Annotated in this window: 10 protein-coding genes; 2 read left to right on the top strand and 8 right to left on the bottom strand. The window is 71.0% G+C overall.

The window, feature by feature from the left end:
- The first annotated feature begins 278 nt into the window (after positions 1-278).
- A complete protein-coding gene (locus tag PSED_RS32470) occupies positions 279-1,781 on the top strand; it encodes a matrixin family metalloprotease (RefSeq protein ID WP_013678450.1) in 1,503 nt (500 codons plus the stop codon).
- 198 nt (positions 1,782-1,979) lie between these two features.
- Here the strand turns inward: PSED_RS32470 and PSED_RS32475 are convergent, their stop codons facing one another.
- From PSED_RS32475 to PSED_RS32490, 4 genes are read right to left on the bottom strand one after another with little or no spacing between them, the layout of a single operon-like run.
- Positions 1,980-2,336, bottom strand: coding sequence for a hypothetical protein (locus PSED_RS32475; RefSeq protein ID WP_143770707.1), 357 nt, complete (start codon positions 2,334-2,336; stop codon positions 1,980-1,982).
- A gap of 11 nt (positions 2,337-2,347) precedes the next feature.
- Positions 2,348-3,523, bottom strand: a complete 1,176-nt coding sequence (locus PSED_RS32480; RefSeq protein ID WP_013678451.1) for an LLM class flavin-dependent oxidoreductase — start codon at positions 3,521-3,523, stop codon at positions 2,348-2,350.
- A 41-nt stretch (positions 3,524-3,564) separates the two neighbouring features.
- On the bottom strand, positions 3,565-4,002 hold the full coding sequence (locus PSED_RS32485) for a GlcG/HbpS family heme-binding protein (RefSeq protein WP_013678452.1): 438 nt from the start codon (positions 4,000-4,002) through the stop codon (positions 3,565-3,567).
- Between the two features lie 28 nt (positions 4,003-4,030).
- Complete coding sequence (locus tag PSED_RS32490) at positions 4,031-5,200, bottom strand: SDR family oxidoreductase (protein ID WP_013678453.1); 1,170 nt, start codon at positions 5,198-5,200, stop codon at positions 4,031-4,033.
- Between the two features lie 225 nt (positions 5,201-5,425).
- On the opposite strand from PSED_RS32490, the gene PSED_RS32495 reads away from it, so the two are divergent.
- Positions 5,426-6,448, top strand: coding sequence for an AraC family transcriptional regulator (locus PSED_RS32495; RefSeq protein ID WP_013678454.1), 1,023 nt, complete (start codon positions 5,426-5,428; stop codon positions 6,446-6,448).
- 367 nt (positions 6,449-6,815) lie between these two features.
- Here the strand turns inward: PSED_RS32495 and PSED_RS32500 are convergent, their stop codons facing one another.
- Genes PSED_RS32500 through PSED_RS32515 form a run of 4 tightly spaced genes read right to left on the bottom strand, consistent with a single transcriptional unit; the run spans position 6,816 to position 14,683 of the window.
- Positions 6,816-8,021, bottom strand: coding sequence for a TIGR02679 domain-containing protein (locus tag PSED_RS32500; RefSeq protein ID WP_013678455.1), 1,206 nt, complete (start codon positions 8,019-8,021; stop codon positions 6,816-6,818).
- Complete coding sequence (locus PSED_RS32505; protein ID WP_013678456.1) at positions 8,018-9,142, bottom strand: TIGR02678 family protein; 1,125 nt, start codon at positions 9,140-9,142, stop codon at positions 8,018-8,020. The genes PSED_RS32500 and PSED_RS32505 overlap by 4 nt, the downstream gene beginning before the upstream one ends.
- Positions 9,135-10,619 carry a TIGR02677 family protein gene (locus tag PSED_RS32510; RefSeq protein ID WP_013678457.1) on the bottom strand — a complete coding sequence of 495 codons (1,485 nt, stop codon included), beginning with the start codon at positions 10,617-10,619 and terminating at the stop codon, positions 9,135-9,137. Before PSED_RS32510 ends, PSED_RS32505 begins: the two co-directional genes overlap by 8 nt.
- Positions 10,616-14,683 (bottom strand): TIGR02680 family protein, encoded by a 4,068-nt coding sequence (locus tag PSED_RS32515; protein ID WP_013678458.1) that lies wholly within the window; start codon positions 14,681-14,683, stop codon positions 10,616-10,618. The genes PSED_RS32510 and PSED_RS32515 overlap by 4 nt, the downstream gene beginning before the upstream one ends.
- Positions 14,684-14,806 lie beyond the last annotated feature (123 nt).

Here is a 14,806-nt window from a genome sequence, read left to right on the forward strand (position 1 = left end):
CCGTCCGGCGCCCTCCGTGTCGGGGCGTCCGGTGTGACCACCATCTCCGAGACGGCCAGGTGCGACCGTCGTTCGATCGGACCCCGCCCAGGGGGATCCCCCACCCCTCCGATCGGCCGACACCGCGCCCACCGATGGGCCGGGCTCCGCCATCCGCGGCGGGCCGTGAACCCGACACACAACACTGACACCCCGCATCCGGGTAACGACGCGCAGTGCACGACCGAGCAACCCGCCACACGCCGCAAATCCGATGCGGTGCGCCAAGGGGGGACGTCATGGCCTTTCCGCTCGGAGGAGCCGAACTCGGCACGCCACGCTGCCGAAAGGCGAATCCTCCCGGGAGCAGCGGCCTGCACCCCAGCGCCTACGGCCCGCCCGCGGGCCGCTGGCCCGGCACCGACCTGACCTACTCCGTCGACCCTTCCGGCGGCGGCGTCGAGTACGACGCCGGCGGCAGACTCTCCTCACAGAACATCGCCGACTGGATCGCCGCTGCGTTCGAACTGTGGGCCGATGCGTGGTCCCCGCTCACCCTGACCCGCGTCCCGCCCGACAGCAACCCGCCCGCCGACATCAGGGCCGCCTTCGTCGGCGCGGACGTCCAGCCCGACTTCTTCGACACCAGCAGCGTCGGGAACGGCGAGTTCCCACCCGACGGGACGATCCATTTCACGACCGCGCGCAACTTCACCGCGACCTCGATGAAGGCCACGGCGATCCACGAGATGGGGCACGCCCTGGGGTTGACCCACTCCGGCGACGAGGCGTCGGTGATGTACCCGTTCGGCCTCGACGTGGTGGTCATCGACCAGGACAGCCGCGACGCGATCAACGACGTCTACGCGCCCTGGTCGCCGCAGGCTCAGCTGGGCGACCGCGCTACCGACGACCGGCCGGCGCTCGCGGCATCCGGGTTCGCGAGCTTCGGCGGCAGCAGCCGCGAGCTCAGTGCCGTCTGGCGCGGGTCGAACGGGGACCGCACGATCTACCACTCCCGGTTCCGCGCCGGCTCGTGGACACCGCAGGAGCGCATCGCGGGCGCAGCCTCGACCGACGGGCCGGCGCTCGCGTCCTACGACCTTCGTGACGGAACGCCGTCGACCGGGCTGATGATGCTCTGGAAGGGCGCCGCCGGTGACTCCACGCTGTGGTGGAACGTCAACCCCGGCAACGGCTGGAGCCAACCCCGGCAGATGCCGGGCGCCGGCACGAGCGCGCGCCCCGCGTTGGCCTCCTTCACCGACTCCGTCGCCGCCTGGAAGGGCGCCGGCGACGACACCGGCATCTACTGGTCGCTGTGGCAGGCGGGCGGCTGGGCTCCGCAGCAACGCGTTCCCGACGCGGCATCCGGGCACGGCCCCGCCCTGGCGGTGCTCAACCGCCGCCTCTACCTGTTCTGGCGCGGGGTCGGGGACGACCACGCCCTCTGGTACAGCTCCCGCGGTTCCGGCGAGGACCAGCTCTGGCAGCCCCGCAGGCTGATCCAGGCCGAGGACTTCAGCCTCGACATCGGCGGAGGCGTCTGGATCACCCCCGGGTCCACGCACGGACCGGCGGCCGCGCACCACGTCGACCGGATCCTCCTGGCCTGGAAGGGCGTCGAGGGCGACTCCGGCATCTACTGGTGCGCGTTCAACGGTCGCGAGTTCTCTCCGCAGATCCGCGTCGAGGACGTCGGAACCAGCCGCGGCCCGGGTCTGGGCAGTCTCGACGACCGCACCTTCATGATGTGGAAGGGGGTCTCCGGCGACAACACGCTCTGGTGGTCCCTCTTCTGACGCGCACCGTCAGGCCGTCACCGCGCAATCCGCTTGCCGGTGGCAGGTCCAACGGGACCGTACGCGCCCCGGTGGGGCAATTCGTCCGAGGGTAAAACGCCCTGATGAGAGCCGCCTTGGGCGTCGAACCCCAGACCTACGCACTAGGAGAATGACGATCGGTGTGTTCAGGGTGCCCGCTGAGTCCATCGGCGCACGTCACGCCCTTCCTCGTGAACACCTGGTCACACCGGGCGCCGTCGTTTCGTTCCACGAACCGTTCCGCGGCAAAGATCGTTGCGCCGGTCGCTGAGACCCGCTCCGCGGCACGATCCTCGACGCCGCCGGCAGCGCATTCGACCGCGTCACGTGGTGTCGTCTCGAGCCACTCCGCGACCCGGTGACCTCGTCGATGTCGATACCGGTGTCGCCGCCCTCCTCGTCGAGCGGATAGAGCAGTTCCTCGGCGGCGATGTTGCCGGTGGCTCGCGGGGTGAACGGGCAGCGCTCGATGCCGCCGACCGGCTCGTTCCGCAGCCTGTCCCGGGGGCCCACCTCACAGATCGGGACAGACATGGGCGATCTCCTCAGTGACGCAGGCCGGCCTGCTTCAGCAGGGGTAGAACGTTGTCGCCGAAGTAGTCGATCTCCTGGTTGTAGTCGAGCATTCCCATGATCATCCCGTCCATCCCGCCGATGTCGTGGATGCGCTGCATGTCCTCCACGACCTGCTCCGGGGTGCCGACAATCGGGTAGCCGCCCCAGCCGGCGATGAAGCGCTCCTGGTAGGACGCGAGCTGCGAGGCGAAGGACTCGCTCTGCATGCCGAGTACCTTCATCACGTTGTTCGCGCCGTCGCGGTCGCCCATGTCGACGATGTGCTGGAAGTCGCGCTTGGCCTCGTCCTCGGTGTCGCGGCAGACGATCAGGCCGTAGGTCATGGTCTGGATCTCGCGCTGGTGGTCGTCGCGCGCCTTTGCCTTCAGCTGTGAGGTGTAACCGTTCATCGTCTCGACCGTGTCCATCGCGGCGAAGTTGACGTCGACGTTGCGGGCGGAGAAGTCGATGCCGGACTTGGAGTTTCCTGCATTGATCAGCGCCGGGCGTGGGCCTTGGTAGGGCTTCGGGTAGGACTCGACGTCGAGGCTGGTGAAGTCCTGGGTGACGAAGTCGAAGGAGCCTTCCTCCGTCCAGAGCTTGTTCACGAAGTCGATCCACTGCTGGCCGTAGACGTAGCGCTGGTCGTGCTCGCGCTGCTCCGCGCCGAACATCTCCATCTCCGGAGTGAACCAACCCATGACGAGGTTGAGCCCGAAGCGGCCGTGGGAAACGTGGTCGGCAGTCGTCGCCATCTTCGCCGCGACGATCGGGTGCACCGTGGGCAGGTGCGAGGTGGCGAAGATGCCGATGTTCTCCGTGAGCGCGGCCAGGCCGGTCGCCCACGTATAGGTCTCGAAGCAGGTGCCGTTGAAGTTGGTGGTGCTGCCGAAGCCGCGCCAACGGGCTACTGGCACGAGGGCCTCGAAGCCGAGCCTGTCGGCCTTCTGCGCGATCTCGAGCGTGTGTTCCCAGGTCGGCTCGTAGGTGGTCTCGGCGTGGCTGATGGTCAGCCCGTACGAGCAGTTGGTGCCGAACAGCCCGAGCTTGAGCGGCTGGTCGTTGAAGATCGGGTGTGTGGTGCGACCGTCGGCGACCGGTGTGCGCTGGTTTTCCGGCTGTGGAGTGGCGGGGACGAGACCCAGACGTTCTGCTGCGCTGCTCACGGGGGTGCTCCTCGGGTGTGCGGAGTTGATGGGGATGCAGGTCAGTCCGCGAGGCCGACGGCCCGCAGCGCGCCCTGTGCAACGACCATGTCGTCGTTGTAGTGCCCACCGCTGACGCCGATGCCGCCGACGATCTCGCCGTCGACGACGAGGGGGTAGCCGCCGCCGAACGTCACCAGGCGGGGTGTGTGCGGGATCCCGATCCGAAGCGGTTCGTCGTCCTTGATGAACTCGTGCCACTGGTCGGTCGGGATGCCGAACGCGACGGCCGTGTAGGCCTTGTCCTGCGAGATCTGCACCGACAGCAACGGCGCCCCGTCCATCCGGACGAACGCCTTGAGGGTGCCCTCCCGGTCGCACACCGTGATCACCATGGGCTTGCCGTTCGCGGTTGCCGCCTCGACCGCCCGGACGACGAGCTCCTGGGCGAATTCTGCGGTGATCGTCGAGACGCTGGCGGTCCTGGTCACATCGGTCATGTCACTGCTCCTCGGATGGGGAATCGGTTCATCGGACGGACCAGCCGCCGTCGATGGGGATCGCGGCGCCGGTCATGAACGTCGAGTCGTCGCTCGCGAGGTAGAGCGCGAGCGAGACGATCTCCTCGGAACGGCCGAGCCTGCCCACGAGGTGGCCGTCCTCGAAGCCCTGCCAGATCGCGTCCTTCTCCGCCAGCCCGCTGATGAAGTTGCGGGGCATCGGGGTGTCGACGACGCCGGGGCAGATCGCGTTGACGCGGATGCCGTACGGCGCGAGGTCGACCGCCGCGGCCTTGGAGAACATGGCGAGCCCGCCCTTGGCGGCGCCGTAGGCTGCCATGTTCTCGAACGCCACGAGCCCGCCGACGGACGACACGTTGATGATCGAGCCGCCGTGGTCGAGCATCAACGGGGCGATCTGTTTGGTGAGCAGGAAGACGCTCTTGAGGTCCACGTCTTGGACCAGGTCCCATTCCTGCTCGGTCGTCTCCAGCAGCGGCTTGCCCAGGATGATTCCGTGGTTGTTGTAGAGCACGTCCACCTGGTCGAACCGGGCGCCGACCTCACCCGCGAACCGCTCGCACCCTGCCGATCCGGACAGGTCCGCGGCCACGAATGCGAAGTCGTACCCCTTGCCGCGTAGTTCCTCCGCGAGCTGGGTACCGGCCTGCTCGTCGAGATCAGTGCCGAGTACCCGGCCGCCCTCCTCGCAGAACAGGCGGCACGCGGCCTGTCCCTGCCCACCGGTGGCGCCAGTGATGACGACGTTCTTGCCATCGAGCTTTCCCATCGGACCTCTCTCCTCGGATGTTCCGCGCGCGGCCCACTGCCCGCGCTGTTCCCCGGCGACGCCGATCAGGCCGCCGTAGATCTCCTCGTTGTGCTTGCCGAGCTCCGGTCCCAGCCACCGGACCTCGCCCGGCGTGCCGGACAGTCCAGGTGCCACGGTCTGCATCGGGAACGAGCCGAGCCGGTCGAGCCGAACGATCGCCTGCCTGGCCCGGAAGCGCGGGTCGTCGACCATGTCGGCGGCGGTGTAGGTGAGGCCGGCAGGCACGCCGGCCTCGTGCAGCAGATCCAGCAGGTCGTCGGCATCGAGCGTCCGGGTCCAACCGGCCACGAGCTCGTCGAGCTGCCGCTGGCGCCGACCGCGCCCGGTGTGCGGTGATCCCGGCCAACGGACCCGCTGCCCCGCCATCCGTCTGCTGCTCGTCAACCGGCATGCAGGAGAGCCTGCGGCGCACACCCGTGGGCCGAGTATCCCGGAAACGCACGATCCGAGGTCACCACGCGCACGCCCACCCGGGATGTCCGCTGCACGCACCGGTCGTGTCCGGGAAACGCACGTGCGGCCCGGTAGCAGTGCTCCGGTGCTAGCGTCGGCCGGACCGCCACCAGGTCGGGACGACGGAGTCCGGTCACGATGACACAGCAGGCAGAAGTGATCCCGGGAACAGACCCAGCGCCGATCCGCGAGGCACACGACCTCGCCGAAGCCAGGCACCACATCACCACGGTCTACATCCCCCACGAGCTGACCTCGCACGACAGCCGGCCACTGGACTTCAGGCTCGCCTACCTCCACTCGCGGCAGCTCACCCTCGGGCACCTGCGCTATGGAGCCGACGTCGAGCTCCTCTGTCCACCCATGCTCTCCTGCTACCACGTCAACCTCACGCTGGCCGGCAGCACGCAGGTGCGCCAGGGCAAGCGCTCGGCGGCGACCGACGGCGGCCGTGGTGGAGCGGCGTTCGGCTTCGCCGAGCCCTACCTCGTGCGGTGGAACCCGGACGCGGTGCAGTACGCGATCAAGATCCCCCGGACGGCCATGGAGGGCCAGCTCGCGGCCCTCACAGGCCGACCGGTCGACGCACCCATCCGGTTCGACCTGGGTTTCGACCTGAGCTCCGCGCACGGGCAGAGCCTGCTCGCCGCGGTGCGCCACCTGAAGGCCGAGCTCGCGCGACCAGGCGGCACGGCCGAGCTCCCCCTCGTCCGGGCGCAACTGGAGTCCTACGTCATCAGCCAGATGCTGCTGGTGATCCCACACGACCACCAGGACCTGCTCGCACCCACCGGCCGAGCGGCAGGCCGCACCCACGTCCGCATCGCGACGGAGTACGCCGACGAGCACGCCGCCGAGCCGATCACCGCACCTGACCTGGCCCGGGCCGCGTGCGTGAGCATGCGCGCGCTGCAGGTGGGATTCCGTGAGGAACTGGGTGTGTCGCCGGGCACGTACATCCGCAACGTGCGCCTGGATCGGGCCCGTCAGGACCTGCTCGCCCGCCCCGAGGGTGTGCCGATCAGCGAGATCGCCCACCGCTGGGGGTTCCACCACCTGGGCCGTTTCGCACAGCATTACCAGCGCAGATTCGGCTTCCTGCCGTCCGACACCATCGTCACCGATGAGACTGCCCAGACCTTGGTCGACCCAGTTCGGTAGGACGGTCAGGCGGTCGAGCCATATATCGAACTCCGCTGGGGTCAGACGACCAAGGCCGGGCGGGAACCAACCACCCCTCCGTTGCATGAAAAGCTGCGCTGACCTGCGCGAACAACGTCAATACGTTCCACGCACCATGCCATACGGATTTCAAGATCGCTCTACAGGCCGCGGACCTGCGGAAGGTGGAGCCGCCTTGGGGAGTCGTACCCCAGACCTACGCATTACGAGAAATCTCTTCCATGGAGGCGCCGCAGGCGTCGGTCGCATCGGTGCAGTTCAGACGCTCGCAAGAGAACACGGCAGGCATCGTCGGACGCAGTTGGAGGCCACGACAGAGGCCATGACCATTCCCCGAGCCGCAGGCTCAGCGGGCCGCATGCGAGGCCAGCACATCGTCCATCACCCGCTCTTCGTGGACGATCAGCCGTGACGCCTCGAAGGCCGTCGCGAGCGCCGCATCCCATGGGGTCGCCGGAGTCACTCCGCCGTCGCGTGGCAGCTCGACCCCGTTCGAGGACGCGACCACGAGCGCCGCACGATAGTCCTTCGCGCTCATGAGAAACGGAGCACAGCCCGATGCAGCCACGCGGGCTGCCATCGCCAGGCCCGCGGTGTCGAAGTCGCCGTGGTAGCGCAGGTCGGCGCCCGACGAGCGCAGACCTGCGATGCACTCGGACGGCGCCGTGGTCGGATTCCCATTCGTGCACATCACCGCGGCAGGAAGGCGGCGCTGAGCCGCGGCCTCGACCAGGCGCGGGTTCTCGACGACGAGCACCCGAGTCCCGTCCGGCACGCGCAGAGGTTCGGCGCGCAAGGCGACGGTCGACAGATGCAAGGGCAGGCCCGCGCCACGCATCGCGCGCGAGGACTGCGCGACGGCGCCCTCCCCGAGCAGCGGCAGTCCCCAGGTCAGGACGGGTGCGGACACCAGGTCGAGAGGCATCCCGGCCCGCTCCCAGACCACTCGCTCGGACTCGGGGCCGTCCCGAGCGATCAGAGCCCTCGTCACGAGGACGGCGATGCGCTCGGAGGAGTCCAGCGCGTGCGCATTGCCGAGGAGCAGCGCTGCAAGCTCGGTGCGACTACGGCCTGTCCCTGCGTGGCGGAGTACCCGCGCGGTATCCATAATCAGCGTCCGGACCTCCTCGGGTGACTGGCGCGCGAACAACCCGTCGGTCCAGGCCGAGTCGCCCCACCCGACCGCCCATGTCGCATCCGGGAAGGCGGCCTCGACCGCGGTGTCGACGGCCGCGCGACGGAGCCGGGTGGCCTCCTGATGAGCAAGTCGTGCTTCCCGACGCCCCGACGGCCGATGGCCGAGGTCGGTCAGCGCACTGACGAGATCGGTCCGGGAGAGCCTCTCGACGGCGGCAGCGAGCTCGGCGAGCGGAACCGAGCGCCGATCCGCGGGGATCGGCCGCTCGAGGAGGACTCCCAGGCGCCGGCGCCCCTCGGCGGGCAAGAGGGGCAGGGCCAGGCGGCCACGCCACTCCAGGCCGTTGCGGTCGAGCGCAGCGCGGACGGCCTCCCACAGCGGCGTCAGCTCCGAGACGGCGAGGAAGTCGGTCACAGCAACATCATCGGCGGATCGTCGTCCTCGTCGTCGACGACCACGGCGGGGGCGAAGCGCGCCGCCGCGGGCTTCGGCCGGACGATCCCGGCGGCGTCGACGGCGACGAGCCCCATCGCCCGGAGGAGCTCCACCGCCTCCTGCCGCAGGGCGGTGGGGTCGGCGACCGCGTCCTTGCGCCAGAACCGTCCGTAGCGCCCGACGAGGTGCCCGACCTCGTCGTCGAGTGCCTTCTGGTCGGCGCCGTCTCGATGGTGGTCCCTGAGCGCGGCGAGGAGGAGCAGGGCGACGTGCGCGGTGGTTCCCGAGCGAGGGAAGACGATGTCACTGAGACCGCCGTCGACGTCGATCGCCGCGAGGCCCTCGGCGCGAGCCTCGATGCGGAGCCCGAACATCTCGTCCAGGAACCGGACCTCCTCGCCGACCCGCCTGCGCAGCTCGGCCCAGTCCTCGGCGCTGACGTCGTCGGCGTAGAGCACCGGGTCCTCCACCAGCCTGCGGCGCAACGCAGCACGCCCACCCGGGTCGGTGCTCCGCTCGATCAGCTCGGCAGCCGACTCGGCGCCGACGAGGGCAGGGGTATGCAGCATGAGCAACCGATCGTTGCGGATCTCCAGCAGGGCGTCCGACCGGCCGTCGGACTCGTAGGCTGCGACGGATCGGTCCAACTCGCGCACCACGCCACGCTCGATGAGCCACCGCAGGGCGGTGACCAGCGTGCGCCGCTCCGCGGACCCTCCGTCGAGGGTGATCCCGGCGTCGGCGGCCGCGGAGCGGAACTGGAGGACGAGGTCACGCAGGCTGATCCGGTCCGGGCCCGCTGCGGTGGCCGCGAGCACCAGGGTGAGCGCCACGTACTCCCGACCGGTGAACGGGCGGCCCGTCCGCGTGCGCAGCGGGCGATCGTGCGGCAGGTGCCCGCTCTTCGTCAGCCGCGCAGTGTCGGCGTCGACGACGAGGCGATAGCCGAGCCGTTGGGTGAACCAGCGGTCGAGCACCTCGGCATGCCGGCGGATGAGCTGGAAGAGTGACGGGTCGGTCTCAGCGGGCCGCCAGGGGTCAGCGAGCAACGCCCGAGCGGCGGCGATGCGCTCGGCGGGCCGATGCGGATCGTCACGCATCGGCGGCCATCACGGCGATCCCGAGCTCGTGCACGACCAGCGTGCCGGCGGGCGTGCTGACCGTAGTGGCCTCGCCCGCTCGGCGTTCGACGATGCACCGCGTCCCGTCGGCCTCCGCCTCGCCTTTCTCCCCGGTCGGGCCCATCGCCGCGACCGCAGGACCGAGGAGCCGCTGCAGCGCGCGCAGTGCCGATGTCGACATCGCCGTGCCGCTCGCGAGGGTGCCGTCCGATGCGGCAGCGGCGAGGAGCTCGGCGCGCGCGGCAGCGGTCGCCTCCTCCTCGGCACGACGCCGGGCCAGGAGGTGCGCGCGCTGCACCGACCGGTCCGCGACCTGCCCGGAGCGGCCACGGTTGGTGGTGTCCCCTCGCTCCCGCAGGCTGACCGGGATGTCCGCGGTCGGCGCTGTCCACCACGAGGTCACCGACGGCACCGGATCGTCCTGGTCTCCGGGCGTACCCCCGAGGTGTCGGCTGCCGAACAGGCCGAACGCCGCTCCGGCGAGCCGATGGAGCTCGTGGGGCCGTTCCCGGGGCGCGGCGTCGAGCCACGAGGCCAGGCGGAGGTAGTCGGCGCGCCGCGACGACCCGGCCACGCCGGAGCGCGACAGCCGGGTGAGGTTTTGTGTCAGGGTCCGGACGGCGTTGACGGCGTCACGGCCGAGGGTCGCCACCCTGCTCGGGACGCCCGGACGCCCCCGGAACCAGTTGCCGAGGTTCTCCCAGTCGGCCGGGGTGCCGCCCTGCCCGGAGCGGACCTGCACGTCCGTGAGACCGGCCTCCGCCACCCGAGCGGCCAGGCCGTCACGCGCCCTCGCGACGACCACGGGGATCAGGGGCTCCAGCTCCGCCAGCAGCCTCCCGATCGGCCGGGCCTTACGCTCCAACGACTCCAACCGCTCGCCGACGTACCCGACAAGCACCTCGGAGAAGAACGCGAACTCCGACTCGTCCAGATCGAAGCGGGCCTGCCATTGGTTGATCGCGGCGAAGAACTGGGTGATCTCGGCGGAGAAGGCGCGGTGTGGGTCGAACACCGCCCGCACCGCGTCGGCCAACGTGGCCGGCGAGGCCGCCCGCACGTCCAGCCGCAGCAGCGCCTCCAGAGCGGCGGCCAAGACGTCCAGCCGGCCGAGCGAGACGTCACGCACGTCGTCGACCTGGGCCAGAACGTTCTCGACGAGCTCGTGCACCTCCTGGCCGACGCGGGTGATGAGGTAGCGGTTGCGGCGCTTGTAGTAGTCGGCGACGGTGCTCACCGCCCCGACCGACGCCGACACCTCCAGGTTGCCCCAGTTCCGCAGGCTCTCCAGGCGCACCGCCACCGTATCCACCGGCAGCTCGATTCCGGTCGCGGCGAGGCGTGCGGCCACGTCCTCCGGGGTGAGCTCGGCAAAGAAGGTCCCGGCGAAGATCCCGAGGATGGAGCGGTAGTCGGGGCTCTCGGTGACGTAGGCGAAGACCTCGGTGCGGCTCATGCCGTCGCCAGCTCCGTACGCTGGCGACCGTCCCAGTGGTAGTGCAGCAGCGCGATGGTGCGCAGGTCCGCGTCTCGCAGGACCTCGGTGATGGCGAGCTCCGGGACGCTCGCGTGGGTGCCGAAGAGCCGCTCGCTCGTCACGATGAAGTCCAGGTCCAGTCCCACGAGCAGGCTGAAGAGGCCCTCGTGGTTGTCCTCGGACACCTTGGCGAACGCGTCGTCCAGCATGATCAGCCGCGGCGCACCGATCCCGTTCGGGTCGTGTGCGGTGGCCGACACGGACGCCGCCGCGGCCATGGGCAGGTAGGTGACGAGCTTCTTCTCCCCCTCCGACAGCCGCGAGCGCCTGCTGAGCAGCTCGTCCGGACGGCCCGGGCGGCGCAGGTAGACCCGCAGCTCGTGCCAGCTGCGGTAGTCGAGAACCCGCCCGATGACGTCCCGGTAGGACGCGTCGGTGTCGGCGGCGCGGGCGTCCTCGACCAGCCCGGACACCGCCACGCGCACGGCGGCGTCCTCCTCGTCGCTGCGCGCGTCGGGATCCTTCGCCATCAGCCGCAGTGCCGTGGCGGTGTCCGGGTCGAGGTCTCCGCGGTGACGCCAGTCCAGTCGGACACCGATCCCTAGGCTCGTGGTCACCGCGCGAAGGATGGTGTTCATGCCCCTGACCAGCTCATCAGCCTCGAAGAGGGCCCGGGCCACCTCCCGCGCCACCCGGCCGTGCAGAAGGTTGCGCAGCGCCTGATCCTGCTGGGCGGTGAGCAGGCCCTGAGACCGGCGGAGGTCGGCCGCGACCTGCTCGGTCGCGGCGAGCAGTACCCGCCGCCCGTAGGGACCGGAGACCTCGATGGCGACGGGCGCGCCGTCGCCGAACCGGCTGGTGCCTGCGTCCCAGCCGGCCCCGAGCGAGTCCCGCACACCGCGGAGCGAGCGGTCCAGCGCGTCCTCGTCGACCGGCCGTTGCGGGTCGGGGACCGCGGCCCGCACCGCTGCCACCAGCTGGGCGGCGCCTTCCACGGTGTCCGGCAGGTCGGGCAGGTCGTCGGTATCGTCCGCGCGGGCTGCGGAGAACAGTCCCGGCACCCGAGTGACCTCGAGCAGAGCTGCCCGCGCGTCTCTGCACCCCTGCTCGGAGCGCTCGACCTCCCCCTCGGCGGACAGGGCCGTACTGCGAGCGGTCGCGGCGGCGCCGATGGCCTGGTTGTGCGCGGCGCGGCGGGCCTTGGTCTCTTCGGCGAGGCCGTCGCGCCGCGCCTTGGCGGCCTCGACCTGCGCCGCGACCCGCTCCGGCTCCTCGCCCAGCGAAGCCTCGGTGGCCGAGAGTGCGGTACGCGCCGCCGTGGCTCGGTCGCGGGCCTCGACGGCGCGGTCCTGCGCGGCTTCGAGTCTCTCGGACTCGGCCTCCCACGCATCGACGGCCGATGTCCAGTCCTCCAAGGACCGCCGAGCCGTGTCGACCCGGTCGGGGAGCCTGCGCAGGACCGCGTCCGTCTCGACGAGCGCGCCCCGGATCTCGTCCAGAGCCTCCGCCTCCAGCCGCAGGCCTGCCTCCGCCGCACCGGTCTCGGCGGTGGCCCATGCGCGCTCGGCCGTGCGTTCGGCCTCGATCGCCAGCGTGCGGTCCCGCGCGGCACGCTCGCCGGCACGTACCGCATCCTGCACCGCGCCTGCGGCGACCGCGGCGGTGTCGTCGACCCGCCGCGCGTCGGGGATCTCGCCACCCAGGCCGCGCAACACACGGCGCCACTCGACCAGAGCATCGTGCACCTGCTGGTGGGCGCGCCGTTCATCGACTGCCACCGCCAGGTCGGCCTCCAGCTCCGCGATACGCCGGAGGCGGGCGGCCGCGCGGGATCCGGCCCCGATGAGCTCCGCGGCGGGCTTCCTGTGGCGCCCGCGCAGCGGGCCCGCGCCGAAGCGACCGTCCTGCGCCACCCACAGCGCAGCCGCGGAGGACGCCCCGAGCCCGATCCTGGTCAGCGCCGCCGCCACCGCCGCCGGGTCCACACCCTCCGGCGGTGCCGCACCGAGGACCTCGGCGAGGTTCGGCTCCACGGCCGGGCCGGGCCCGAGGAGCAGCTCCCCGTCCGCGGCGATCAACTCGCCGTCGGCTCGGATCGTGGCGGTGAGCAGGCCTGCTGCCTCGCAGGCGGCCTCAAGAGCGGCCCGCGCTCCGTCGTCGAGACCGGGGAGGAAGTCGACGACCGAGGCGAACAGGACGGCATCCGGCGGCTCCGCGCCCTGCCATACAGGCCGGGTGAGTGGGAGCTCCCTGGCCTCACGCACCTCCACAAGCTCCCGGTTGAGCGCGGCTACGTCCGCGGTGGCTCGTTCCCGGCGCAGCGACGCCGCGGCCAGCGCCGGCTCCAGCTCAGTCTCCGTCTCGGCGACCGCCGCGGCGGCCCCGGCGAGCCGCAACCGCGCCGACTCGCGCAGCTCGTCACCTCCCGGATCCACGGCCGCGGGGACGGTCAGCCAGCTCGCGCTGCCGGCGGGGTTGGCGGGTGGGATCGCTCGGACGTGCTCGGTCAGCCGCCCCCACCATGCGGCGACCGCGGCTCGATGGTCTGCACCCGCCGCCTCAGCGGTGGCTCGGGACTCCGCGGCCGCAGTACGGGCCTCGTCAGCCATCTGCTCGGCCGCACGCGCCTCGCGCTCCGCCCGGGATGCCGCCTCGGTCTGCTTCTCCGACTCCGCGAGCAGGTCACTAACTCGGGCGACGTCCACTCGTCGGCGCCGCACCGCGTCAGAGACCACGGTGGTCGTCACGTGCGCGAGCGGCTCTGCGTCCGGTTCCGGTCCTTCGACGCCGCCGCGGAGGGTCCGAGTGCGGAGCGCAGGAGCGTCGGGCAGCGGGGCGACCACACCGGCGGCCCGGCCGTGTCGGGCCGCAGCCGCGAGATCGTCGCTCACCATCTTGAGATCACCGTCGACCCGGCCCCGCCGGGACCGCACGAGGTCAACGGCAGCGCGCACTCGGCGCGCTGCCTCGTTGCGAACCTCCTCGACCGTGTCCGCCTCCGACTCGAGGCTTCTCACCTGGTCACGACGGGCGAGGAGCGCGGCGAGCTGCTTGTACGCGTCGGAGTCAAGCAGACCGGCGAGGGTGGAGTCCGCGGTGGCGTGCTCTCGCTCCAACTGCCCCACCTCGTCACGCAGCCGAGCCTCTGTCGCGTCCGCTGCGTCGCTGGCGGCGCGCAGCCTGCCGCGGAGCTGGAGCGCGGAGCGCGCGGTCGTCACCGCCGCGGCTGTGCGCTGGTCCGCCGCACGCAGCACCCGGCGGGCGTAGTGCCGGTAGGTCTCGAGCATGCTGTTCAACGCCCGGTCGGTCTGGGCGAGGGCGCGGACGTTGAGCCGATGGCTCTCCAGGTCCTCCAGGGGCTGAGCGGCGTCGGCGACGGCGTCCTCCGGGACCGGTGGCAGGGCGTCCAGCAGCCTGCGGGGCAGGTCCGCGTCGATCCGGTCGCCGACCCTCGGGTTGCGCACCTGGTGCAGCAGGGCGAAGTAGCCTGACGGGTCTGCCCCGCCGAAGAACCGCCTGGCGATCTCGGCCCGGTACTCCCTGACCTGGCTCTGGGCGAACACAGCCTCGCTCCCCAGCTCGGCCCGCAACGCGTCGACGGCGAGGGGCACGCGGCCGTTGGTCAGCGCGAAGTCGATCCGCGCACGTCGCGGCGTGGAGAACCACCACGTTGTCGCGCGGTCGGTGCTGCGGTTCGCACGGATCCCGCAGCCGACTGTGTGATGGCGCGTACCGCCAGCCACCTCCGGATCGGGCCGGGCGAACTCGATCCACAAATAGCCGGTTCGTTGCGTCTCGTCGTTGTCGGCGAGCATCCAGGACTTCAGCACCCCGGTCTGCTCGCCCGCGGCGTCGATCCGCCGGGTGTCCGCCTCCAGCAGGAAGGGCAGCAGCATGTTCATCGCTGTCGACTTGCCCGACCCGTTCACCCCGCGCAGCAGCAGCCGGCCACCGGCGAAGTGCAGGGTCTCGTCCTCGTACTGATAGACGTTGAGGATCCCGGCACGGGAGGGACGCCAGCGAGCGTCGGCCACCACCGTCATCCAGACCTCCTGAGATCCTGCGCAGAGAGCGTGACACACAGCACCGACAGTCACGCCCTTCAGCTCACGCACCGCAGCAGTCGAAACCCCCACGGATCGGCGCCCGCGCCTGTCAGTTGTAGA

It is taken from the genome of Pseudonocardia benzenivorans CB1190 (genome assembly GCF_000196675.2).
In the GTDB taxonomy this organism is placed as follows: domain Bacteria; phylum Actinomycetota; class Actinomycetes; order Mycobacteriales; family Pseudonocardiaceae; genus Pseudonocardia; species Pseudonocardia benzenivorans.